Genomic DNA, 23,276 nt, shown 5'->3' on the forward strand with positions numbered 1-23,276 from the left:
ACGATACGTCACGGGTGGCCCTCTCACCTCTCTATCAGGTCTTGCGAAAGCGCCACCTCAAAGACAATCGGCCACTTTTTCGCAGCGAGTGGCCCCTCTTCCTTTCTTTGTCTGAGCGAACTGCCTAAAATAGTCGCCCTGCTGTATCCGGCATTCATCCATCTAGAGGATTTCCCATGGAGACGTTTCTGCTCGAAGGTCACCCCTTCGTTGCCTTGTGTGACCTTATCAAACATCAGGGGTGGGCCGATTGTGGCGGCGCCGCCAAAGCCCTCGTTGCCGAAGGGCTGGTCGAGGTGGACGGTCAGGTGGAGACCCGCAAGCGCTGCAAGATCGTGGCCGAACAGGTGGTCAACTTCAACGGCATGAAGGTCGTGGTGAAAGAGGGCGTCAGCCCGGAGATTGGCTAAACCCGTTTCGGGGAGCCACTCGCCGGCAACCCGCTAGCTGGCCTTGACTGACAGGGTCAGCACAAAACGCGCCATCGTCTCATCCCCGTTCAATGACGGACAGGTGGCCACCACCCGGATGGGGCGATTGATGCGCTGACCGCTTGCCAGAGATTCGTCGATCATGGCGTCAATCTCCTCCCCCGCTGCGCAGTCGAACTGCACATCCCCCTCCGGTCGTTTCAAAAACTCCCCCTGCACATCCTTGAAGGCGAAGTGCACCTTCTTGCGCCGCTGCCGCCCCTTCTCCATCACCAGCAGACCGCCTACCAGATCGGCGCCGGTCGCCAGCGCGCCAAAATACATGCTGCCCAGATGGTTGCGGGTACGCCAGCCAAGGGGAATGCGAATGCGCAGAGCCTTGGCGTTCATATCTTCGATGATCGGGGCACAAAACCCGATGACGGGAATATAGCGCCAGGCAAACAGCCGGAGCGCCAGATTGGCTTTGAAGCGTTGCAAATCCATATGCGAACTGATCCGATGAGTTAATGTAAACAACATGTTGCCCGCATCTGCGCCATTCGACAAGCACAGGGATCACGGTTACGACCTTTTGCCCAACGCAAAAACACAGAGGGAACCGCATCGGTTCCCTCTTTTCGTTCATGTCGCCGTTACAGCAAATGTGCCGCTCAGGCGCGCTTCTCTTCCAGCCAGGCCCCCTGACTCTGCATCTCGAACAGCTGGGCATAATGGCCGCCGAGGGCCATCAGCTCGCTGTGGCTGCCCCGCTCGCTCACCTGACCGCGGGAGAGCAGCAGGATCTCGTCCGCATCGACGATGGTCGAGAGGCGGTGGGCGATGGCGATGGTGGTGCGGCCACGACGGGCGGCAGAGATCGCCTGCGACAGCGCCAACTCGGTCTGGGAGTCCACGCTGGCCGTCGCTTCATCCAGAATGAGGATACGCGGATCTCCCACCAGTGCACGGGCAAAGGAGAGCAGTTGCCGCTGACCGGCGGAAAGGTTCTTGCCCCCCTCTTCCATCAGGGTGTTGATCCCCTGTGGCAGGCTGCGCACAAACTCGGCCAGCTGCACCTCGCTCAGCGCCTGCCAGAGCCGCGCCTCATCTATTCCGGCGCGGCCGAGACGCAGGTTCTCCGCCAAAGTGCCGACGAAGATAAAGGGATCTTGCTGCACCAACCCGATGCTGCGGCGCACCGCTGCCAGCGACAGGGTATCCAGTGCGTGTTCATCGAAACGGATCTGCCCCTGATCCAGCGGATAGAAGCCCATCAGCAGGCTGATGATGGTGGACTTTCCGCTGCCGGTATGGCCCACCAACGCCAGCATCTGGCCCGGTTTTGCGGCAAAGCTGACCTCCCGCAGCACCTGCTGCTCACCATCGTAGGAGAAGCTCACCCGCTCAAAACTGACCCGCCCTTCCAGCGGGATCATCTCGCCCTCGGTGCTCTCGCGGGTTTCATCGAGCAGGGCAAAGACCCGCTCCCCCGCTACCATGGCCTGCTGCAACTGGTTGAGCTGGTTGGTCATCTCGATGAGCGGCTCGATCATCCGCCCCAGATAACTGATAAAGGCGTAGAGCACCCCCACCTGAATAGCACCCGCGTGGCTCACCCCCTCATGGGCAAACAGCGCCAACAGACCGATCAGCACCATCATGTAGAAGAGATCGATGAGCGGACGCAGCAAGATGCCGTTGATCTTGAGGCTCTTGATCCGTGCCGACCAGTGCTGCTGATTTACCTCGGCAAAGGCGTTGGCAAAGTGGCGCTCCTGCACCATTGCCTGGATCACCGGCATCCCCTGCAGCGACTCGTTGAGGCGGCTGTTGATGTCGGAGAGCAGGCTGCGGGTCGCTCGCACCACCGGCACACTCAGTTTCTGGTAGAGCCACATCACCCCGCCCACCGCGGGCAGCAGCAGGGAGCAGACCAGCATCAGCCGCAGATCCAGCAGCGCCATGGAGATGAGGATGCCGCATAGCAGCACCACTTTTTGCACCAGCAAGCCGATCACCTGCACATAGAGGTTCATGATCGCCTCGGTGTCGTTGGTGATGCGGGAAATCAGCGAGCCGGAGCGATGCTTGTCAAAGTAGCGGGCCGGCAAGCGGATGGCGGTGGCAAACACCTGCTCGCGCAAGGTTTGCACCACCGCCTGGGCGATACGGTTAAAGCGCAGGGATTGCAAATAGAAGCCCGCCGCCGAGAGTACCTGCAAGCCCAGATAGCCCGCAGCAATCAGGGCTATGGTGGGCAGCACGATATTGCGAGGCGCCAGATAGTCATCGATAAAGAGCTTGATCAGCAGCGGCCCGGCCACTTCGGCGCCGGTGGCAAGCAGCAAACAGATCCCCGCCTGAATAAGCCAGCGAGGATACTGGGCGCAGTAGGCGAGCAGTCGTTTAATGGTCGGATTCACAGGCTCTCCTCCACCGCTTCTTCGAGACGCTGGTAACGCACCATATCTGCATACCAGCCATTGTGCGCCATCAGGGCACCATGATGACCCCGTTCGCTAACGGCCCCCTGCTCCAGCACTAGGATCTCGTCGGCCTGCTCCACCGCCGTCATGCGATGGCTGACCAGGATCAGGGTGCGACGATGGGCCTTGAGGGCATGCAGAATTTGCTGCTCGGTGTGGGCATCCACCGCCGAGAGGGCATCATCGAGCACCAGAATGGGCGCATCCAGCAGCAGGGCGCGGGCAATGGCCAGCCGCTGTTTCTGGCCGCCGGAGAGGGTCACCCCTTTCTCCCCCACCTCGGTCTCATAGCCCTTGGGGAAACGCACGATATCATCGTGGACACAGGCAATGCGCGCCACCCGTTCGACCTCCTCGCGGCTCGCATCGGGTTTGCCGAGGGCGATATTGGCGGCGATAGTGGTGGAAAACAGGAATGGCTCCTGCGGCACATAGGCAAACTGGCTGCGCAGTGTGGCGAGCGGCAGCTGGTCAATCGGAACGCCACCCATGACAATCGAACCGTGAGTCGGATTGGCAAGGCGCATCAACAGCTTGAGCAGGGAGCTCTTGCCTGCCCCGGTGCGCCCCACCACCCCGAGCATCCCCCCTTGCTTGAGGGTAACGTCGATATCCGCAAGCAGGGTGCGCTGCTCAAGTTGATAGCTCACCCCTTTGATCTGCAAAGGAAAGGCAGAGGTAAACGCGGCAGGCTGGGCGGGCTCTTCGATATCGCTACGCTCCCCCAGCAAGCTCTCGATACGGGAGTAGGCGGCGCTGCCCCGCTCGATGATGTTGAACAGCCAGGCGATGGCAAACATCGGCCAGATCAGCTGGCCGAGGTACATGGTGAAGCTGGTGAGCTCACCCAGGGTCAACTCATCGCGCAGCACCAGCACACTGCCCCCCGCCACCGCGAGGAAGTAGGAGCAACCGATACAGAGATAGATGACCGGATCGAACTTGGCATCGATGCGGGCCACCGCCATATTGCGCTCCCCCGCCTGTTTGGTCAGCTCGGCAAAGCCTTCATCTTCCAGCGATTCAACCGCATAGGATTTCAACACCCGTACGCCGGAAAGGGCCTCCTGGGTCTTGTTGTTGAGCCTGGAGAAGGCCCCTTGCGCCGCCTTGAACTGGGTGTAGATCTGGGTGCCGAAGCGGTTCATGAAATAGGCCATCACCGGCAGCGGCAGCAAGGAGACCAGCGTCAACTGCCAGGAGTACTGGCTGCACATGATGGAGAGCACCAATACCCCGACCATGATGGAGTCCACCAGAGTCAGCACCCCTTCGCCAGCGGTCATCTCCACCGCCTGAATGTCATTGGTGGCATGGGCCATCAGATCGCCAGTACGGTGGCGCTGATAAAAATCGGGGCTCATCCGGGTGAAATGACTGAACAGGCGATTGCGCAACACATAGGCCAGACGGTAAGAGGCACCGAACAGCATCACCCGCCAGACGTAGCGCAGCAGATAAATCAGCACACCCAGACCAAACAGCCCCGCCAGATAGCGCATCAGGGTACCATTGTCGAGACCGCCCTTGGTGATGCCATCCACCACCCAGCCCACCACTTTGGGCGGAATAACGGTCAACAGGGCCACCATCAGCAGCAGGGAGATGGCAGCCAGATAACGGGGCCACTGCTCCTTGAAAAACCAGCTCAATCGTAAAAATACGCTCACACCACCAACCTTTAGCGCTCTCTGCCCGTGACCGCTCCAAGGAGCGGCCATCAGAGAAGCCACGCAGAAATAGAAGAATGAAAACAATCGCCTCCGGCTGGAGGCGATTCGAACGAAAGCTCATCATATCCCGAACCGGGATGGTTGAGAATAATTACTATTTAATTCACTGTGACATGCGATCATCCCCTGATGAATAGGGATTATACGAATTTTCATGCTGCTCACCGGTCAACAGGAAGTGTGACACCTCTTCCCGGGTCTGGCTGAACACCTGTTGCAACTGCTCCAGATCCGTCTCGCTTAGCACCTCGTTTTGCCGCAGGCGCCACTCCAGCTCGCCAGCCACCAGTTGCAGACGGGCCGCCGAGATATTGGCAGACACCCCCTTGAGGGTGTGCAGCAGCTTGCTGGCCACCTCGGGCTGCTGACGGCGCAGGGCAGAGCGGATCTCCCACAGATCGTCCTTGTGCTCCGACATGAACAGCTTGAACAGGATCTGCAATGCCTCCTTGTCCTGCTCCAGCCGCTTGAGGGCATCCTGCAGATCGAGGATCCCGATCATATCCGGCGGTTTAACCTCCATGATCCCCGCCTGCTCCACCCCTTGCGGCTTTACCCACTGCAGCAGGTTGTTGTAGAGATCCAGCTTGCTCACCGGCTTGGTAACATAGCCATTCATCCCCACCCCCAGGCAACGCTCCTTGTCACCGGGCATGGCACTGGCGGTGAGGGCAATGATGGGCACATCGTGTTTGTCGACCATCTTGCGGATCTGGCGGGTGGCATCGAGTCCGTCCAGCACCGGCATCTGCAAATCCATCAGGATCACGTCAAAAGGCTGCTCGGCGACCCGCTCCACCGCCTCCCGACCATTGCTGACCACACACACAACCGCATCGACGCGCCGCAGATACTCGATGATGAGCTGCTGATTGACCCGGTTATCTTCCGCCAACAGCACTCGGGTACCCTGCAACAGGGATTTGAAGTGTTGCTGATCCCCCTGTGCCTCGGCCTTGCGCAGGTTGAGCTCGTAAGAGCTGCCGTTGAGCAGTTCGTCCACCTTGGCCAGCAGGGCATTTTCGGTCATCGGTTTGGGCAGAAAATGGGTCAGCCCCATGCTGTCCATCCGGGCGTGCAGCCCCTCTCTGGCCCAGGCGCTGATCATCAGGATGGGGATCCGCCGCCACTGGCTGTGCTGATACATCTCCAGCGCCAGATCGAGCCCATCCTCCTGACCCATGCGCCAGTCGAGGATCGCCAACCGCAGATTCGGTCCCTCTTCACGGAGCAGCTGACGGGCGCGGGAAAGGGAGTTAACCGGCAGCACTCGCACTCCCGCCCGAGTCAGAATATCCCGGGCCAGATCCAGCACCAGTTCGTTGTCATCCATCACCATCACCAGCGGCTGGTTTTCGAAGAAGACTTTCCGTCCAGCCACGCCGTAGACCGCCTGCGCCATCGGAATATCGAACTTGAACAGAGAGCCGACGCCAGGCTTGCTCTCTACGGTGATCCGCCCCCCCATCAGCTCCACCAGCCGCTGGGAGATGTTGAGCCCAAGACCCGAACCGCCATATTTTCGGGTATTGCCCGCCTCCAGCTGGGTAAACGCCTGAAACAGTTGGGTCTGCTTCTCTTCGGCAATGCCGATGCCGGTATCGCGCACACTGAAACGGATCCGCATTGGGTGAGGATTGGCCAGCTCGATGCAGACTTCGACTTCACCGCGTTCGGTAAACTTGATGGCGTTGTTCACCAGATTGACCAGCACTTGTCCCAATCGCAAGGGATCTCCACGCAAGAAGACCGGCACCTCCGGTGACTTGCGAATAACCACTTCCACGTGTTTGCGCTCCGCCAGATCGGCAAACATGCCCGCCAGCGAATCGAGCTGCTCGCTGAGATCGAAGTCGATCTCCTCCAACGTCAGCTTGCCGGACTCCACCTTGGTCAAATCAAGGATGTCGTTGATCAGCAACAGCAGGGTATCGGATGAGGATTTGATCTTGCCCAGATAGTCCCGCTGTTGCTGATCCAGTTCGGTCTGCAGTGCCAGCGAGCTAAAACCTATGATGGCATTCATGGGGGTGCGGATCTCGTGGCTCATGTTGGCCAGAAAATCGCTTTTTGCCTGGGCCAGCAAGCCAGTCTGGCGCGACAACTCGCTCAGCTTCTGGTTGCGGCGCCACAGGGTGAAGGCCACCAGTGCAAAACAGATCAAAGCCCCGCACAGCACCATCAGATAGAAGCGGTTCATCAAAGAGGAGGCGCGCTCCAGCTTGTCGATTTTCCAGCGCACCAGGCTCTCGATCACATGCATGTCGATCAGCTGGTAACGCAAGGCGTGATAGGCGACCACCTGTTGGCTCATGTCCTTGCTCAGGCGGATCAGGGTAGCAATTTCCGGCAGGTGGCCGTAACGGGATACCATCTGTTGCTGCAACCGGGCCAGCATAGTCTGCTCACGTTTGTCCCAACTGCGCTGCAGATAGTTGCTCAGCTGCGCCAGCTCCTCGACATCGCGATGCAGCGCACTGTCTGACGGGCTTATCTCGCGCACCTTTTTAATCTGGGTCTGCAGGGGCGCATTGATATACTCGATGGCCATCTCCATGGCATGGAGCTTGGCAAGCGCCATCAGATAGGTATCCATATCCTCAAGCAGCGCCTGAGACAACTCGTCTTGCGCCAACTCGGGATCGCTGCGTACCTTGCGCACAAAACCGTCAAGGGTGATGGATAACTGGTTCAGACGCTGCTGGACATTGCTGTCATTGGCCTGCTCCCGCCCGAGCAGATAGACGGTATCGGCGTTGATCCGGTTCAGCACCACCTCAGCCGCTTCGTTCAGGTCGTGGGCCTGTTGCTGCTGACCGAGCGACTGCCAGCAGTAGCCCGAAAAGGCGAGCAGCAGGGCAATAATCAGCCCTGGCACAGCACGGTTTTTCCGTGATCCTTTTTTCATCCCGTCTCGACTCTCATCTGGTGGTCGCTGAATTATCCGGTTGGGCAATGAACCTTGGGGGGAATTGTCCACTCCCGCCGGTCACTGTGTTACCGTTATTGCTCTGATATTTCGCTGTTGTTTCGCTATTGCGTCATTCTGGCCCCTCATCATATCTCCGGCCAGCGCAGATCGAGAAGGAACCAATTATGTCATTTGTCACTACTTATTGTAGCCACTGCTTTACCAGGAACCGTCTGCCCATTACCCATATCGATACATCCGCCAAGTGCGGGCACTGCAAGGCCCCCCTGTTTAGCCAGACCCCTTGCCTCGGGAAGGCGGATAACTTCGATACCCTGATCAACTCCGATATCCCGGTCGTGGTCGATTTCTGGGCCAGCTGGTGCGGCCCCTGCCAGCAGTTTGCCCCGGTATTTCATGATGTTGCCCATGAGCTCGAACCAAGAATGCGCTTTGTCAAAGTCGATACCGAGCAGCAGAGCGCCATTGCCGCCCGTTACGCCATTCGCAGCATCCCCACCTTGATGGTCTTCAAACAGGGCAAACTGGTGAACCAGATAAATGGCTCCTTGCCCAAGAGCATGTTCAAGCAGTGGCTGGAGCAGTTCATGGATGTTTGATTTATATTTCAGACATGTTTTATTTATGTGTTCATTTCATCATTTTTATCAATGCTTGTGTGAGTCGAGGCTGATTTTCAACATGTGAGCCTGTTTCAAACAAGTGAATGGATGTAATCTCAGCAACACAAAAACAACCATAAATTAACCGAGAGAACATTATGCACACATCGGCTGTACCCTCTGCTCCATCTCGCTGGCTGGACATCAAATCAGGGATCGTCATCCTGGATGTCCTGCTACTTTGTGCCATGCTCGCCTGGCTCCCGTTTGATCCCATGGTCAACAAGGGGCTGGGCATTCTGGTCTTTATCGCCATTCTCTGGCTGACCGAAGCACTGCACGTCACCATCACGGCCCTGCTGGTGCCCCTGCTGGCCACCGTGCTCGGGGTGTTTGACATGAGCAAATCCCTCACCGATTTTGCCAACCCGATCCTGTTCCTCTTTTTTGGCGGTTTTGCCCTCGCGGCAGCCCTCTCAAAACAGGGACTGGATACCCTGATGGCAGGCAAGGTGATGCACCTGGCCAATGGCCATCTGGGTTGGGGCGTCATCCTGCTCTTTACCATCACAGCCGCCATGTCGATGTGGATCAGCAACACCGCTACCACCGCCATGATGCTGCCACTGGCGATCGGTATGCTGGCACGCCTCGACAGCACAAAAGAGCGCGCCACCTTCGTCTTCGTATTGCTGGGGATCGCCTACAGCGCCAGTATCGGCGGCATCGGTACCCTGGTGGGTAGCCCACCCAACGCCATCGCAGCCGCCCAGATGGGGATTGGCTTCACTGACTGGATGAAATTCGGTGTTCCAGTAGTGCTGATCCTGATGCCCTGCGGCATTGCCCTGCTCTATCTGGTAACCCGCCCGCGTCTCAGCCACCGCGTCGAGATCCAGGATGTCACCATCAACTGGACCCGCGAGCGTAAAGTGACGCTGGCAATCTTCCTGACCACCGTTGTGCTCTGGATCGGCTCACAACCCATCTCCAACGCCTTTGGCGGTATTCCGCAACTCGACACCCTGATTGCCATGGGCGCCATCGTGGCCATCGTGGCCAGCCGTGTCGCCAGCTGGGATGACGTCAACCAGAACACCGACTGGGGCGTGCTGATGCTGTTTGGCGGCGGTCTGACCCTGAGCGCCATTCTCAAGGCCACTGGTACCAGTGCCTTCCTGGCCAGCCATCTGTCGGCCGTACTCTCCAACGCCAACATTTTTGTCGTGTTGCTTATGCTGGCCGCCTTCGTGGTATTCCTGACCGAACTGGTTTCCAACACCGCCACCGCCGCGCTGTTAGTTCCCCTGTTTGCCGGTGTCGCCGAGGCGCTGGGTGTATCACCTGTGGTGATGTCTGTGTTGATCGCTATCGGTGCCTCCTGTGCCTTTATGCTGCCGGTCGCCACGCCGCCCAATGCCATCGTCTTTGCCAGTGGCCACATCCGCCAGAGGGAGATGATGAAAGCCGGTATGGCTCTGAACGTGGTCTTTACCGTGCTGCTCGCCCTGCTGGCCTACTTCGTTGGCGACATCCTCTGATCCAGCTCCCCCCAATAAACAAAAACCCCCGCATTGCGGGGGTTTTCTCATTTATGAATCCGATTAGCCGATGTTGCAGGCCTTCAGATCCCAGATCCGATCCACATAGTCCTGAATAGAGCGGTCGGAGTTGAACTTGCCCATGGTGGCCGAGTTGATGATGGCCTTCTTCGCCCACAGTGCCGGATCCCGATACCAGGTATCGATCAGCTTGTGGGCATCCGAGTAGGACTGGAAGTCCGCCAGGGTCAGGTAAGGGTCTCCCCCTTCCAGCAAGGAGCGCTTGATGGAGGCCAGCTCACCCGGACGACCAGGCGTGAAGTAGTCGGTATCAAACCAGTCCAGCACGGCTTTGAGCTCGGAGTTGGCATAGTAGAAGTCATACGGGTTGTAACCGCGCGCCTTCAGCGACTTCACTTCGTCCACGTTCAGACCGAAGATGGCACAGTTTTCGGCACCCGCCTCTTCAGCGATCTCGATGTTGGCTCCATCCAGCGTCCCTATGGTGATTGCACCGTTGAGTGCCATCTTCATGTTGCCGGTACCGGATGCTTCATAACCTGCAGTGGAGATCTGCTCGGAGACATCTGCTGCCGGGATCAGCTTCTCGGCCAGACTCACGCGGTAGTTCGGCATGAACACCACTTTCAGCTTGCCCTGGATACGAGCATCGTTATTGACCCGATCCGCCAGCTTGTTGATGGCATAGATGATGTCTTTGGCCAGCTTGTAACCGGGCGCAGCTTTGGAGCCGAAGATAAACACGCGTGGGTGCATGTCATAGTCCGGGTTGGCCAGCAGGCGACGATAGAGCGCCATGATATGAATAAGGTTCAGCTGCTGGCGCTTGTACTCGTGCAGACGCTTGATCTGAACGTCAAAGATCGCCTCGGCACTGACATCGATACCGGTTTCGTCTTTGATGACCTTGACCAGCTTCTCTTTGTTGTGACGCTTGATGGTCATGAACTGCTGCTGGAACGCCTTGTCGTCGGCAAACTTCACCACGCCACGCAGTTTGTCCAGTTGCAGCGGCCACTCCTTGCCCACTACTTCGTTGTAGAGGCCAGCCAGTTCCGGGTTGCACGCCAGCAGCCAGCGACGCGGGGTCACCCCGTTGGTCACGTTGCACATTTTTTCCGGCCACAGCTCGGCATACTCGGGGAAGAGATCTTCCTTCACCAGCTTGGAGTGGATCTCGGCCACACCGTTCACTTTGGACGAACCGATCACGCACAGGTTGCCCATGCGAACCTTGCGCACATCTCCCTCTTCGATGATGGAGAGCTTGGCTTTGATAGCATCGTTGCCCGGCCACTTGGGCTCCACCAACTCGTTCAGGAAGCGGGCGTTGATCTCGTAAATCACCTCCAGATGGCGAGGCAGTACTTTCTCGAACAGGCTGACCGACCACTTCTCCAGCGCTTCCGGCAGCAGAGTGTGGTTGGTATAAGAGAAGACCTGATAGCAGATAGCCCAAGCGACATCCCAGTTCAGATCTTCCTCGTCAACCAGCACCCGCATCAGTTCCGGGATGGCGACAGTCGGGTGAGTATCGTTGAGCTGAATGGCAATTTGCGCGGCAAAGTTGCTGAAGTCACTGCCATGGACCCGCTTGTAGCGGCGCATGATGTCCTTGATGGAGCAAGCACAGAAGAAGTACTGCTGGATCAGACGCAGCTCTTTACCGGCATCGGTCTCATCGTTCGGATACAGCACCTTGGATATGGTCTCGGCCTGGGCTTTCTCAGCCTGGGAGTCGATGTAACCACCGGCGTTGAACACGTCCCAGTCGAAAAACTCGGAGGCGCGGGATTCCCACAAACGCAGGATGTTGACGGTGTGACCGCCAAAACCGACCACCGGAATATCCCAAGGCACCCCTTTAATCTTGCGACCGGCGTGCCATACCTTCTTCAGGCCGCCATTGTCACCAAACACGGTCTCGACGTAGCCATAGAGCGGCACTTCTTGCACCGACTCGGGACGGCAGATCTCCCAGGGGTTGCCATATTCACGCCAAGAGTCCGGACGCTCAATCTGGCGGCCATCCTGGATTTCCTGACGGAACAGACCGTGTTCGTAGTGGATACCATAACCAACCGCCGGATAGTTCAGGGTGGCCAGCGAGTCGATAAAGCAGGCAGCCAGACGACCCAGGCCGCCGTTGCCAAGTGCCATGTCAGGCTCTTGTTCGCACAGGTCGGTCAGTTCCAGACCGAGTTCGCCCAGCGCCTCTTCGCAAGTCTTGTAGAGGGAGAGGTTGTGCAGGTTGTTGGAAGTCAATCGTCCCATCAGGAATTCAGCAGAGAGATAGTGAATCGCACGAGTATCTTTCTTGAAATGAGTCTGCTGAGTGCGGGTCAGGCGCTCGTACACCTGTTCATTGACGGCCGCAGCTGTGGCTTTCCACCACGCTTCGGGAGAGGCTTTCTGTTCGCTTGTTCCCAAGGTAGAACGCAGGTGACGCACGATACTCGCCTTGAGCTGATCTTTATCCAGTTGGAGATCCTGGTCTGTCTTCTTCTTGGTAGCCATAAACCATATTCCTTCGTTACAAATAAAATTGTTATCCCGCTTGCGGGACCGGTGCTGTTGTTATCTCAAAATATGTACCGGCGTGAGAATACTAACTAAAGCGGCAGAATTAAAAGTTAACGCAAGTCACACTTTAACCGATAAAAACAGCCTGAAAAGCTTGAAAACCCTTTCCTTTAATTGGTCGTATCAAAACAAACATTCCCTTTATTATCATAAGCTTAATGAAACAATAAAAATATTCTGGCATGAATAGGTTTTCAGAGATTGCCAAGCCTTGAAAATCCCTGAAAATAGGCAGCAAGACGGCACATTGAAACCGGTTTCAATGTGCCTGAAAAATTACCGTATAAATATGAAGCAATCATTGCACCCTTAAAGATGTGCCTTGAACTGATTACTCAATGGATCGTAATGGTACCCAATCTGATCCAGACGTCCTGCCAACTGCTCTTCACTCATATCGTAATAGGCCAGCAGCTCCTCCAACCCGTCACACTCAAGCCTTAGCTTCTCATTGATGATGCCCAGCAAGATGTTGGCATCAAGACGTTGCAAGGTACTGATATCCATGGCGGCACCTCCTGTAAATGACCTGTATAACCATGGGCGGTTACGCAAGGTTTGTCCATAGCACGAAAAACGCCCAGCAAGTTTTATATTAAATAACGTTTAAAAACATAACGTTACTAACGAGACATGCCAACACCATCACATTTTTCAGCAAAAACACCTTGTCACTGCCACAGGACAGAACTACTGTACGCACATACAGCTTGGATATTCATACAGGAACCCCATATATGAACCAGCCCCTGCACTCACTGCCCTTTGCGATGAATCGTGTCATGAGCAAGCCCTGGCCAACCAGAACCGCCTGCAAAGCGGAGTTGGCTCATTATGGTGTGACTATCCAGTCTGATGATCAGTTTCTGAGCGAGCTGACAAAGCTTGGGGAGGCTCATACCGGCTGGATCTTGTTGATCGCCCCGCCGGGACGCCCCACAGTCAGCCGTCTGGAAGAGCGAGGTATCGATCCCAAGAGAGTGCTGGTGGTACATAGCCCCAAAATCAAGAACTGGCAGCAAACCCTGGAGCGCAGTCTGGGCAATGGTCACTGCGCCGCTGTATTTACCTGGCTGCCTGAGCAGATCGAGCTGGATCACGTCAAGCTGCAGCGACTGGGACAGCAATCTGGCGTACTCACCCGCTTCTTTGGCGCGAAACGGACTAACCTCGGCACACCTCTGCTGGCCTATGCAGAGCAAGATATCTATCTCAATCATTAAGACAAAAAACGAAAACAAATACTGGTTGTTGTGATGTAATAGAAAGAGGTTTGCCACGAAATCAACTACTGCCTGCCGCTTTCGTTTAGAAGGCTATTGCAAAAATCGAGCGCAGCAAAATTATATGCCCAGAGCGCGCTAGCTCTGGGCATATAGCGAAAAAGCAAACCGATATTAATGGTGCTTTTTCACTGTTTTACAATTGGTGATTTGTATTTATGGCACGGGATCCTGCAACCCCCTCCCCCGCCAGCAAGCGGTTCGCGGGGAAACGCTGTGCGGGATCCTGGCTAAAGAACTGGCTCAGTTGCCGGTATACCGCGGGATAGACCTGCTGCAGCCGCAGCGGATCGGTAAAGAAACACTCGCAGCTGACGGCAAAAAACTCGGCGGGATGTTCGGCGGCATAGGGATCGATGGCAGTTACCTCATCCCGATCTAGCTGCTGGCACAACTCATCGAAGGCGGCCTGAAAGGCCTGCTGCCAGAGCTGGCTGCTCATCTGCCCCGGCAACGGCGGCGCGCCGTCCGCCTCACCGCCCAACATATCGAGCTTGTGGGCCAGCTCGTGGATCACCAGATTAAAGCCGTCCCAGTCACCATCCTGCTGCAGTTCGCTCCAGGCCAGCACCAGCGGCCCTTGCGGCCAGGATTCGCCAGCGTTCTCCTCTTCAAACTCGCTCACCAGCCCGAACTCATCCTGCACCTCCTGACGCCGGGTGACGGGCTCGGGAATGATGATGATTTCGTGAAAGCCGCGATACCAGTCGATACCAAGATGAAGAATGGGCAACGCCGCCTGCAGCGCCAGTACCGCCTGTTGACGGCGGCTGAGCTCGACCCCGATCAGAGTCAGGGTCTTGCGCTTGAGTAGCTGTTGCCCCAAGCCGATAAGCGTCGTCTGCTCGGTGTCGCTGAGCCCTTGCAAGATGGGCACTGCCACCAGCGCCTGACGCCACAGCGCCAACTCATCCTCACTCATGGGCGTTTGCGGGCGACCACCCAGCCATTTGAACCATCCCAGCACGCCTACTCCTTCTTTTGATGCAAACAATAGGTCACAGCAGTTTGACGAACCGTTTCGGCCGCTCCTGATAATCCTGCGCCAGATAGAAACGGTGGGCTGCCTCGCGCTTGAGACTGCTGGATAACTCCAGCTGGGCGCAACCTGCGGCCCGCGCCATCGCTTCTGCTCCTTTGAGCAAGGCTGCGCCCACTCCCGCCCCTCTTGCCCCTTCATCGACAACCAGCGCCGAGATCAGGCCCCAAGCTGGTGCAACATGCAGCGGTGCCAGCTTGTGCCACACCAGCACGCCAACCACCTTGTCGGCCAGGGATGCGAGCAGCACAACGCTCGCGGGATCCGGCGCCAACAGGCGCGCCGTCACGTCAGCGCCTTCGGCAGGATACCCCAATTGGCTGAACAGGTGGGCGATGGCGCTCCCGTCGTCGGCCTCAGGGGGACGGATCGTCAACGTCTCAGGGTCATTTTTCATTGTTGGCCTCATGTTTGCTTTCCATTGTGTTACGCCCGTCACATTGTCTGGCGCAGATCAACAAGGAGGATCTCATCTTTACTCATAGAAAACGCTGCCTGCCATTATCCCCCCACCCTTGTCAATTCACAAATTTGCAACAAGGCAACATTTTTCGCTGGGAAGCACCGCTACAACTCGATATGTTACAAGCCATGCATGGCGCGTGTTTGCGCTCTGCTCAACCCCTCAACCTCGCGCTCATTTGTTAACCGGATTGTTAACAAATAGGGCCGAAAACAGTGACAGAGAGCGAGGCCAAGATCTCGCCAAGACAGCGCCACAAACACAACAAAGGAGTTGTTGTACATGAATGAAATCGTCAATGCCATCAATGGTGTAATCTGGAGCCCTGCGCTCATCTACCTGTGTCTGGGGGTCGGTCTTTACTTCTCCCTGCGCACCCGTTTTTTGCAACTGCGTCATATCAAAGAGATGGTGCGCCTGATGTTTGATGGCAAGAGCACCGATGCCGGTGTCTCCTCCTTCCAGGCGCTGGCCATGACCCTGGCCGGTCGCGTGGGTACCGGTAACATCGCCGGTGTGGCCACCGCCATCACCTTCGGTGGTCCGGGCGCCCTGTTCTGGATGTGGATGGTCGCCTTCCTCGGCGCCAGCTCTGCTTTCGTGGAGTCCACCCTGGGTCAGGTTTACAAAGAGAAGATCAACGGTGAATACCGCGGCGGCCCGGCCTTCTACATCGAGAAAGGACTTGGCATGAAGTGGTACGCCTGGACCTTCGCCATCGCGACCGTCTTCGCCTGCGGCGTGCTGCTGCCGGGGGTGCAGGCCAACTCCATCGGTTCAAGCCTGCAGACCGCCTTTAATATCGATCCGAACGTCACCGCCGCCGGTCTGGCGCTGCTGCTCGGCTTTATTATCTTCGGTGGCGTCAAGCGTATCGCCAGCTTCGCCAGTACCGTGGTGCCCTTTATGGCGCTCGGCTACATCATCGTGGCTTGTGTCATCATCGCCCTGAATATCGGCCAGCTGCCGGGCGTGATCCTGCTGATCTGGAAAAGCGCCTTCGGTCTGGATGCCGGTTTCGGTGCCATTCTGGGTCTGGCCATCATGTGGGGGGTAAAACGCGGGGTCTACTCCAACGAAGCGGGTCAGGGTACCGGGCCGCACGCCTCCTCTGCTGCGGCAGTGAGTCACCCTGCCAAGCAGGGTCTGGTGCAGGCGTTCTCCGTCTATATCGACACCCTGTTCGTCTGCTCCGCCACCGGCTTTATGCTGCTGATCACCGGGCTCTATAACGTACAAGGGCCGGACGGCGCTGCTATCTACACAGGTATTGCCGGTATCGCAGCAGGCCCGGGCTATGTGCAGACCGCCATGGAGAGCATGATGCCGGGCTTTGGCAGCATTTTCGTGGCCATCGCGCTGTTCTTCTTCGCGTTCACCACCATCGTTGCCTACTACTACATCGCCGAAACCAACATCGCCTACATCAACCGCAAGATTAATCGCCCCTGGCTCACCTTCTTGCTGAAGATTGCGCTGATGGCTGCCACTGTCTACGGCACCGTCAAGACTGCAGATCTGGCGTGGGGCATGGGTGATATCGGGGTTGGCCTGATGGCATGGCTCAACATCATCGCCATCCTGCTGCTGCAAAAGACCGCTTTCACCTGTCTGAAGGATTATGAAGCGCAGCAGGCACAAGGTATTGACCCCGTATTCCACCCGGAGAAGCTCGGCATCAAGAACGCCGATTACTGGGTGGGCAAGCGCTCCGAAGAGAACCTGGAACTGGAGAAATCGGGTCATCAATTCGAGCCGGATCAGGATCGCAAGACCTCCTGAACCAGAACGACATAAGACATCAATAAAAAATGGCAGCCTCGGCTGCCATTTCTTTTTCCTGTCACCTCATCTCAGAGCGGATTGCGGCGCGGCCCGAAGGGCAGCCGCCAGCGAAACAGGCTGTTAAGGGTAGCCCGCCACTGATTGGGTCGCCCCAGGATCTGCTTTTGCAGCCGGGTCTCCTCTTTGAGCATCGCCTCATCGCTGCGGGACCAGGCCTGGCTGTAAAGCTGCTTGATCCCCGCCAGTGCATCCGGCGACTTGGTGATCAGGGTGCGGGCAAACTCTCGCGCCTCCACCAGCGGATCGGCGCAGACCCGACTCACCAGCCCGAGGGATTTGGCCTCGACAGCATCCAGTTCACGCCCGCTCATGGCCAGCTCCATGGCGGTATCCAGCCCCATCAGGTTGCGCATGGTAACGCTGCCGCTCATATCGGGGATGATGCCCCACTTGATCTCCATCACCGAGAAGCGGCAATCGGGGGTGCTGAAGCGAAAATCGGCCCCGAGCGCAATCTGCAAGCCACCGCCAAAACAGACTCCCTGGGTCACCGCAATCACCGGCACCGGCAGCTGGTGCCAACCATAGGCAACCCGCTGGGCCAGATTGGTTGCCTCGTCCGCTTCACGCTTGAGAATATCGAGCGCCGCCACCGGCTGTCTCAGCATGGATTTCACATCCAGCCCGGCGCAGAAGGCCCGCCCCTCGCCATGCAGGATCACCGCCCGCAGCCCCTTGTGCCGGGCGAGCTGCGTCAGCGTCTCGTCGATGGCGCTGAACATAGCGCGGTCCAGCGCATTGAGTTTGTCCCCCCGCGTCAGCATCACTTCGGCAATCCCGTCGTGGATCTCGCACTTGATCCTTGGTTTTTCCATCTCCCTTGTCCTCTCCTTGATCCCTGAAACTGACTCACTGGTCATACCACCACGTTATCAGAGTGTGAACAGGCGGTACAGCTGAGACTAAAGTCGGCTGGTCGCCTCCCCCTCCCTTTGTCACACTGGGAGCTGCATGAGTGCCGCAAGCCAGCAGAGGACGCTGTCATGTCAACCCTGTTCAATTTTGCCAGACCACCGTTCGACCGACTGGATGAGGAGGCGCGCGAGCGGCTCTCCCGTCACCTCTCGCTCTGCTATTTTCGGGCCGGGGAGCTGCTGCTAAAAGAGGGGGACGAGCCTCCCGGCCTCTATCTCATCATCAAGGGAGCTGTGGAAGAGTCTGCCCCTCACCACCAGTTTGGTGATTACGGGGTTGATGATCTGTTCGATGTGCGCGCCCAATTTGATGGCCGCTGCCGCCACCGCTTCACCGCGCTGGAAGATAGCCTCTGCCAGCTCATCCCTCGCCACACCTTTCTGGCGCTCTGTGAGCAGGACTCACAGTTTGCCAGCTACTTCACCGCCAATCTGGCCGAGCGCCAGCGCCAGCAGGAACAACGCGAACAACTGGGTCAGAAGAATCTGGCGGAGTTTATCCTGACCCGCATCGAACCCGGCCACCTGCAAGCACCGCTTATCGTCGACAGCAAGCTGTCACTGCTCGCAGCGACCGAAGCCATGGTGAGCAAGGGGACCGATTGCCTGCTCTACCCGGCCCACGACGGCTCCCTCACGCTGGCAACCCGCAAGACCTTGCTCCACGCCCTGACCCTCAAGGGATTGCCGCTGACGGCCCCCCTCTCGGTGCTAACTCCCACGCCGCTGATTGGTCTGCCGCTGGAGAGCTATCTGTTTGATGCCCTGCTGCTGATGACCCGCCATCGCATCAAGCGACTGGTGGTATGGCGTGGCAACGAGGTGGCGGGGATCCTGCAACTGACCCAGGTGCTGGGGCTCTTCTCGACCCACTCCCACGTACTGACGTTGCGTATCGCCCGCGCCGACAGCCTGCCGGCACTGGAGGCGGTCGCCCGCGAGCAGCAGCAATTGACCCGCTCGCTGTTTGCCCAAGGGATCCACACCGCCTTTTTGATGAAGCTCATCGCCACCATCAACGAGCAGCTGATCGCCAAAGCCTTTGCGCTGGTGATCCTCCCCGAGGTGCAGGATAAGGTCTGCCTGTTGATGCTGGGCTCGGAGGGGCGCGGCGAGCAGATCCTCAAAACCGATCAGGACAACGCCCTGATCCTGCCAGAGGGGCTGACATGGCCCACCCAGACAGCCGATCTGGCCGAATTCAGCAGCCTGCTGGAGCGCCTCGGCTACCCCCTCTGCCCCGGGCAGGTGATGGTGAACAATCCGGCCTGGGTAAAAACAGGCAGCGAGTGGCAAAGCGCCATTGCCAGCGCCTGCACCACGGCAAAGGAGGATGAGCTGCTCTGGCTCGCCACCCTGGCCGATGCTCACCCCATAGCAGGGGACCGTCAGCTCCATCTGCCGGTTGCCAGAGCGCTGCGCGAGCAGTTGGCGGACAGGCGGGATCTGCTGGCAGAAATGGTGCGACCGGCGGTGGCCTTTCATGCCCCGCTCACCCTGTTTGGCAGGCTGGAGCAGCCACCGGAAGGGCTGGATCTGAAGCGGGGCGGCCTGTTCCCGCTGGTACACGGTATCCGCATGCTGGCCATTGAGGGGGGAATAATGGAGACCTCGACCCTGGGGCGTATCGACGCACTGGTGGCCGCCGAGCGGCTCAGTCCCGACTATGGCAGCAATCTGGCGGAGGCGTTCCGGCTCTTTATCCGGCTGAGGCTGCGCAGCCAGCTCAAGGGGGGCAACAGCAGGGTGCAGACACAGGATCTCAGCCACAGCGAGCGGGATCTGCTGCGCCAGGCACTGCATCAGGTGAAGAAGTTCCAGCAGTGGCTCACCTTGCACTTTCGTCTGAGACAATAACCATGTTGAGCCACGCTCGACGCTACTGGTATGGCCGTGCGTTCCGAACGGGCGAGTTCGCGCCGCTCTTTGCCACCCCACCGAAAGATGAACGGATCGCCCTCGATTTCGAGACCACCAGTCTCGATCCCGAGCAGGCCGAGATCGTCTCCATCGGGGCGGTGCCCATTCAGGGTAACCGGCTGCTGACCGGCGAGGCCCTCGCCATCAAGGTACAGCCACCGGCCAGCCTGACCAGCCAATCTGTGGTGATCCACGGTCTGCGCCATCAGGATCTGCAACAGGGGATGGAGCTGGAAGCCGCGCTGCGCCTGCTGCTCGACTATATCGGCCCGCGCGAACTGGTGGGCTATCACATCGCCTACGACCTGCGCATTCTCAATCTCGCCTGCCAGAAATTGTGGGGATTAACCCTGCCCCAGCGAGGGATCGAGGTGAGCCAGCTCTATCACGATCACCTCTATCGCCGCTATCCCGATGCGGCCATCGACCTGCACTTGAGTGCCATCTGCCGTCACTTGGCGCTGCCCCCCCTGCCCGCCCACGATGCCCTTGCCGATGCCACCACGGCCGCGCTCATCTACCTGCGCCTCACCTGCGGCTCGCCGCTGGCTTATCCCAAAGTCTAATTGCCCACAAATAACATTTAACTCACATTTCGCTTACATGAGCAGGTTCCCTGCTCGTCGGGGTTACCCCATCCACCGCTGACACTCATGTCATGGAGAACTGCAATGGAACAGCAAAGCTACCTGAGGATCCAGCAAGATCCCAACTTCCAGGAGCTGGTCGCCAAGCGCCAGCGTTTTGCCTGGGCCCTCTCGGCTCTGATGCTGGGACTCTACCTGGCGTTTATTCTGCTCATCGCCTTTGCCCCCGGTTGGCTCGGCACCCCCTTGAGCGAAGGGTCGACCATTACTCGCGGCATTCCTGTCGGGGTAGGATTGATCCTCTCCTCCTTCGTGTTGACCGGCGTCTATGTTTTTCGCGCCAACGGCGAGTTTGATGAACTGAACCAGAAGATCCTCAAAGGGGTGCAATCATGAAAGGCAAGTTGCTGCTGTTGACCTCACTGGCCTCCTCTCCCCTGCTGGCGGCCGATGCAATCTCTGGCGCCGTGGAGCGTCAGCCCCTTAATGTCGCCGCCATCGTGATGTTTCTGGTGTTTGTGGCCGCTACCCTGTTCATCACCTACTGGGCCTCCAAGCGCAACCGCTCGGCTTCCGACTACTATGCTGCCGGTGGCCGTATCACCGGCTTCCAGAACGGTCTGGCCATCGCCGGTGACTATATGTCCGCCGCCTCTTTCCTCGGGATCTCCGCGCTGGTCTACACCTCCGGCTATGACGGCCTCATCTACTCCATCGGCTTTCTGGTGGGCTGGCCCATCATTCTGTTCCTGATCGCCGAACGGCTGCGCAATCTCGGCAAATACACCTTCGCCGATGTCGCCTCCTATCGTCTGAAGCAGACTGAAGTGCGTACCCTCTCCGCCTGCGGCTCTCTGGTGGTGGTCGCCCTCTACCTGATCGCCCAGATGGTCGGTGCCGGCAAACTGATCGAGCTGCTGTTTGGCCTGCAATACCATGTGGCCGTGGTGCTGGTCGGTATCCTGATGGTGCTCTACGTGCTGTTTGGCGGCATGCTGGCCACTACCTGGGTTCAGATCATCAAGGCAGTGATGCTGCTCTCCGGTGCCAGCTTCATGGCCATCATGGTGATGAAGTCAGTCAACTTCGACATCGGCGCCCTGTTTAGCGAAGCGGTCAAAGTGCACGAGAAAGGTTCCGCCATCATGAGCCCGGGCGGGCTGGTCTCCGACCCAATCTCCGCCATCTCGCTCGGTCTGGCATTGATGTTCGGTACCGCCGGCCTGCCCCACATCCTGATGCGCTTCTTCACCGTGAGCGATGCCAAAGAGGCGCGTAAATCGGTATTCTACGCCACTGGCTTTATCGGTTACTTCTACATCCTCACCTTCATCATCGGTTTTGGCGCCATCCTGCTGGTGAGCACCAACCCGGCCTTCAAGGATGCCACCGGCGCCCTGCTGGGCGGCACCAACATGGCAGCCGTCCACCTGGCTGATGCAGTGGGTGGAAGTCTGTTCCTCGGCTTCATCTCTGCCGTGGCATTTGCCACCATTCTGGCGGTAGTCGCTGGATTGACCCTGGCCGGTGCCTCTGCGGTCTCCCATGACCTCTATGCCAGTGTGTTGAAGAAGGGCAAGGCCAACGAGACCGATGAACTGCGCGTCTCCAAGATGACAACTCTGGTGCTGGGTGTGGTTGCCATTGGTCTGGGGATCCTGTTCGAGAAGCAGAACATCGCCTTCATGGTCGGTCTGGCCTTCTCCATCGCCGCCAGCTGCAACTTCCCGGTGCTGTTCCTCTCCATGTTCTGGTCACGCCTGACCACCCGTGGCGCCGTCTACGGTGGCTGGCTGGGATTGGCGAGCGCCGTAACCCTGATGATCCTGGGTCCGACCGTGTGGGTGAAAGTGTTGGGCCATGCCCAGGCCATCTTCCCCTACGAATACCCAGCCCTCTTCTCCATGGGGTTGGCCTTCATCGGGATCTGGTTCTTCTCCATCACCGACAGCTCCCAGAACGCCGCCGACGAGCATGCCAAGTTCCTGCCGCAGTTCGTTCGCTCCCAAACCGGGCTGGGGGCCTCTGGCGCCACCTCCCACTAACAGATCAAGTTCATACTTCCAAGCCGGCCTCGCGCCGGCTTTTTTTATGGTCGTGTCTAGTCCTGAAATAGGTTTACACATTTTCAACTAGCATTTTTCTACTCAGAACCCCCTATGTACCGCATCGGGGGTTCTGTATTTCAACGCGGCGTTGTTTCCCAAATAGATGCAGCTTAAATGGAACTAACTGAGGACTCGGTGATCTGATCACCACCATCCTCTTCAAATCTGCATCATGGGCACGCAGCTTCAACCCATCACCAACTGGCCTCAATACAACAAATCATTGATTAACCGTGGTTCACTCACCTTCTGGGTTGATGCCGAGGCCATGAGTAACTGGTTTCACGACGACCATCATGGGCACCGGGGTCGCAGCCAGCTTTACACTGACCAGACCATCGCCACCTTCCTGATGCTCAAGTGGATTTGCAACCTCCCTTTACGGGCCACTCAGGGACTACTCGACTCCCTGTTCGAGTTGATGAACGTACCGCTGTGTGCGCCGAACTATAGCTGTGTCAGCAAGCGAGCACGCACGGTGACGGTAGCTTATCGACAGCCCCCAAAGGGACGCATTACCGACCTGGTTATCGACTCGACCGGCCTGAAAGTGTTTGGTGAAGGCGAGTGGAAGGTCAGAAAACACGGCGGTGAGTGTGGCGCAAGTTGCATCTGGCGGTAGACCCGGTGACCCACGATCTCGTGGCGGCGGAAGTGTCGCTGGAAAATGTCCACGATACCGAGGTGTTGTCGACCTTGCTCAACCCACTGCGGCGCAAGCTGGGACGTGTTTAGAGCCGCTAACAAAACCGAGTTGATTCGAATGATGCCAACCCCAACATAGGCAGCATGACACGAAAAATCAT

The 23,276-nt window shown here is 57.9% G+C and carries 18 protein-coding genes and 1 pseudogene; 10 read left to right on the forward strand and 9 right to left on the reverse strand.

From position 1 onward, the window contains the following. The first annotated feature begins 176 nt into the window (after positions 1-176). A complete protein-coding gene (ybcJ, locus tag NOM06_RS08820; RefSeq protein ID WP_005361116.1) occupies positions 177-410 on the forward strand; it encodes a ribosome-associated protein YbcJ in 234 nt (77 codons plus the stop codon). Positions 411-443: 33 nt separating this feature from the next. On the opposite strand, the gene NOM06_RS08825 is transcribed toward ybcJ, so the two are convergent. The 4 genes from NOM06_RS08825 to NOM06_RS08840 all read right to left on the reverse strand — a co-directional run bounded on the left by NOM06_RS08825 (position 444) and on the right by NOM06_RS08840 (position 7,540). Next, on the reverse strand, positions 444-917 hold the full coding sequence (locus NOM06_RS08825) for a DUF4442 domain-containing protein (protein WP_255911164.1): 474 nt from the start codon (positions 915-917) through the stop codon (positions 444-446). 167 nt (positions 918-1,084) lie between these two features. Beyond that, the gene (locus NOM06_RS08830) at positions 1,085-2,836 is read right to left on the reverse strand and encodes an ABC transporter transmembrane domain-containing protein (protein WP_255911166.1); all 1,752 of its coding nucleotides are present in this window, start codon (positions 2,834-2,836) and stop codon (positions 1,085-1,087) included. Then, complete coding sequence (locus NOM06_RS08835) at positions 2,833-4,569, reverse strand: ABC transporter transmembrane domain-containing protein (RefSeq protein WP_058060072.1); 1,737 nt, start codon at positions 4,567-4,569, stop codon at positions 2,833-2,835. The genes NOM06_RS08830 and NOM06_RS08835 overlap by 4 nt, the downstream gene beginning before the upstream one ends. 166 nt (positions 4,570-4,735) lie before the next feature. Next, positions 4,736-7,540 (reverse strand): response regulator, encoded by a 2,805-nt coding sequence (locus NOM06_RS08840; protein ID WP_255911168.1) that lies wholly within the window; start codon positions 7,538-7,540, stop codon positions 4,736-4,738. 188 nt (positions 7,541-7,728) lie between these two features. Here NOM06_RS08840 and trxC point away from each other — a divergent pair, with 188 nt between their 5' ends. Both trxC and NOM06_RS08850 read left to right on the forward strand, forming a co-directional pair. After that, entirely contained in the window at positions 7,729-8,163 is a 435-nt protein-coding gene (gene trxC, locus NOM06_RS08845; protein ID WP_197930283.1) for a thioredoxin TrxC, read from the forward strand. A 161-nt stretch (positions 8,164-8,324) separates the two neighbouring features. After that, on the forward strand, positions 8,325-9,707 hold the full coding sequence (locus tag NOM06_RS08850; RefSeq protein WP_255911171.1) for a DASS family sodium-coupled anion symporter: 1,383 nt from the start codon (positions 8,325-8,327) through the stop codon (positions 9,705-9,707). 63 nt (positions 9,708-9,770) lie between these two features. Here the strand turns inward: NOM06_RS08850 and NOM06_RS08855 are convergent, their stop codons facing one another. Then, positions 9,771-12,245, reverse strand: coding sequence for a glycogen/starch/alpha-glucan phosphorylase (locus NOM06_RS08855; RefSeq protein WP_255911174.1), 2,475 nt, complete (start codon positions 12,243-12,245; stop codon positions 9,771-9,773). Between the two features lie 375 nt (positions 12,246-12,620). Beyond that, complete coding sequence (locus tag NOM06_RS08860) at positions 12,621-12,818, reverse strand: DUF4250 domain-containing protein (RefSeq protein ID WP_005333612.1); 198 nt, start codon at positions 12,816-12,818, stop codon at positions 12,621-12,623. Between the two features lie 230 nt (positions 12,819-13,048). On the opposite strand from NOM06_RS08860, the gene NOM06_RS08865 reads away from it, so the two are divergent. Continuing rightward, a complete protein-coding gene (locus tag NOM06_RS08865; protein ID WP_005333614.1) occupies positions 13,049-13,534 on the forward strand; it encodes a cell division inhibitor in 486 nt (161 codons plus the stop codon). Positions 13,535-13,730: 196 nt separating this feature from the next. Here the strand turns inward: NOM06_RS08865 and NOM06_RS08870 are convergent, their stop codons facing one another. Together NOM06_RS08870 and NOM06_RS08875 are read right to left on the reverse strand one after the other, a co-directional pair. Continuing rightward, entirely contained in the window at positions 13,731-14,516 is a 786-nt protein-coding gene (locus NOM06_RS08870; protein ID WP_255911184.1) for a zinc-dependent peptidase, read from the reverse strand. A gap of 76 nt (positions 14,517-14,592) precedes the next feature. After that, on the reverse strand, positions 14,593-15,030 hold the full coding sequence (locus NOM06_RS08875; protein WP_139494245.1) for a GNAT family N-acetyltransferase: 438 nt from the start codon (positions 15,028-15,030) through the stop codon (positions 14,593-14,595). Positions 15,031-15,378: 348 nt separating this feature from the next. Between NOM06_RS08875 and NOM06_RS08880 the strand changes: the two genes are divergently transcribed. Further along, entirely contained in the window at positions 15,379-16,878 is a 1,500-nt protein-coding gene (locus tag NOM06_RS08880; RefSeq protein ID WP_005336959.1) for a sodium:alanine symporter family protein, read from the forward strand. A gap of 71 nt (positions 16,879-16,949) precedes the next feature. Here NOM06_RS08880 and NOM06_RS08885 read toward each other — a convergent pair whose 3' ends face one another. After that, on the reverse strand, positions 16,950-17,756 hold the full coding sequence (locus tag NOM06_RS08885; protein WP_255911176.1) for a crotonase/enoyl-CoA hydratase family protein: 807 nt from the start codon (positions 17,754-17,756) through the stop codon (positions 16,950-16,952). A gap of 168 nt (positions 17,757-17,924) precedes the next feature. On the opposite strand from NOM06_RS08885, the gene NOM06_RS08890 reads away from it, so the two are divergent. The 5 genes and pseudogenes from NOM06_RS08890 to NOM06_RS08910 all read left to right on the forward strand — a co-directional run. Beyond that, positions 17,925-19,712, forward strand: coding sequence for a putative nucleotidyltransferase substrate binding domain-containing protein (locus NOM06_RS08890; protein WP_255911178.1), 1,788 nt, complete (start codon positions 17,925-17,927; stop codon positions 19,710-19,712). Positions 19,713-19,714: 2 nt separating this feature from the next. Then, positions 19,715-20,341, forward strand: coding sequence for a 3'-5' exonuclease (locus NOM06_RS08895; protein ID WP_255911180.1), 627 nt, complete (start codon positions 19,715-19,717; stop codon positions 20,339-20,341). Between the two features lie 105 nt (positions 20,342-20,446). Further along, on the forward strand, positions 20,447-20,758 hold the full coding sequence (locus NOM06_RS08900; RefSeq protein WP_040068110.1) for a DUF485 domain-containing protein: 312 nt from the start codon (positions 20,447-20,449) through the stop codon (positions 20,756-20,758). After that, positions 20,755-22,407 carry a cation acetate symporter gene (locus tag NOM06_RS08905; protein WP_040068108.1) on the forward strand — a complete coding sequence of 551 codons (1,653 nt, stop codon included), beginning with the start codon at positions 20,755-20,757 and terminating at the stop codon, positions 22,405-22,407. The genes NOM06_RS08900 and NOM06_RS08905 overlap by 4 nt, the downstream gene beginning before the upstream one ends. 235 nt (positions 22,408-22,642) lie before the next feature. After that, positions 22,643-23,202 (forward strand): annotated as a pseudogene (locus NOM06_RS08910) (IS5 family transposase); the annotation flags it as partial. Between the last annotated feature and the right edge of the window lie 74 nt (positions 23,203-23,276).

The organism is Aeromonas sp. JL9, assembly GCF_024436075.1.
GTDB classification, from domain to species: Bacteria; Pseudomonadota; Gammaproteobacteria; order Enterobacterales; family Aeromonadaceae; genus Aeromonas; species Aeromonas veronii.

Excerpts from the sequence above, each read along its gene's own strand:
- NOM06_RS08850 (WP_255911171.1), top strand. The coding sequence starts at position 8,325 with ATGCACACATCGGCTGTACCCTCTGCTCCATCTCGCTGGCTGGACATC.
- NOM06_RS08865 (WP_005333614.1), top strand. The coding sequence starts at position 13,049 with ATGAACCAGCCCCTGCACTCACTGCCCTTTGCGATGAATCGTGTCATG.
- NOM06_RS08900 (WP_040068110.1), top strand. The coding sequence starts at position 20,447 with ATGGAACAGCAAAGCTACCTGAGGATCCAGCAAGATCCCAACTTCCAG.
- trxC (WP_197930283.1), top strand. The coding sequence starts at position 7,729 with ATGTCATTTGTCACTACTTATTGTAGCCACTGCTTTACCAGGAACCGT.
- NOM06_RS08825 (WP_255911164.1), bottom strand. The coding sequence starts at position 917 with ATGGATTTGCAACGCTTCAAAGCCAATCTGGCGCTCCGGCTGTTTGCC.
- NOM06_RS08905 (WP_040068108.1), top strand. The coding sequence starts at position 20,755 with ATGAAAGGCAAGTTGCTGCTGTTGACCTCACTGGCCTCCTCTCCCCTG.
- NOM06_RS08895 (WP_255911180.1), top strand. The coding sequence starts at position 19,715 with ATGTTGAGCCACGCTCGACGCTACTGGTATGGCCGTGCGTTCCGAACG.
- NOM06_RS08860 (WP_005333612.1), bottom strand. The coding sequence starts at position 12,818 with ATGGATATCAGTACCTTGCAACGTCTTGATGCCAACATCTTGCTGGGC.
- NOM06_RS08855 (WP_255911174.1), bottom strand. The coding sequence starts at position 12,245 with ATGGCTACCAAGAAGAAGACAGACCAGGATCTCCAACTGGATAAAGAT.
- NOM06_RS08870 (WP_255911184.1), bottom strand. The coding sequence starts at position 14,516 with ATGAGTGAGGATGAGTTGGCGCTGTGGCGTCAGGCGCTGGTGGCAGTG.
- NOM06_RS08890 (WP_255911178.1), top strand. The coding sequence starts at position 17,925 with ATGTCAACCCTGTTCAATTTTGCCAGACCACCGTTCGACCGACTGGAT.
- NOM06_RS08840 (WP_255911168.1), bottom strand. The coding sequence starts at position 7,540 with ATGAAAAAAGGATCACGGAAAAACCGTGCTGTGCCAGGGCTGATTATT.
- NOM06_RS08875 (WP_139494245.1), bottom strand. The coding sequence starts at position 15,030 with ATGAAAAATGACCCTGAGACGTTGACGATCCGTCCCCCTGAGGCCGAC.
- NOM06_RS08880 (WP_005336959.1), top strand. The coding sequence starts at position 15,379 with ATGAATGAAATCGTCAATGCCATCAATGGTGTAATCTGGAGCCCTGCG.
- ybcJ (WP_005361116.1), top strand. The coding sequence starts at position 177 with ATGGAGACGTTTCTGCTCGAAGGTCACCCCTTCGTTGCCTTGTGTGAC.
- NOM06_RS08885 (WP_255911176.1), bottom strand. The coding sequence starts at position 17,756 with ATGGAAAAACCAAGGATCAAGTGCGAGATCCACGACGGGATTGCCGAA.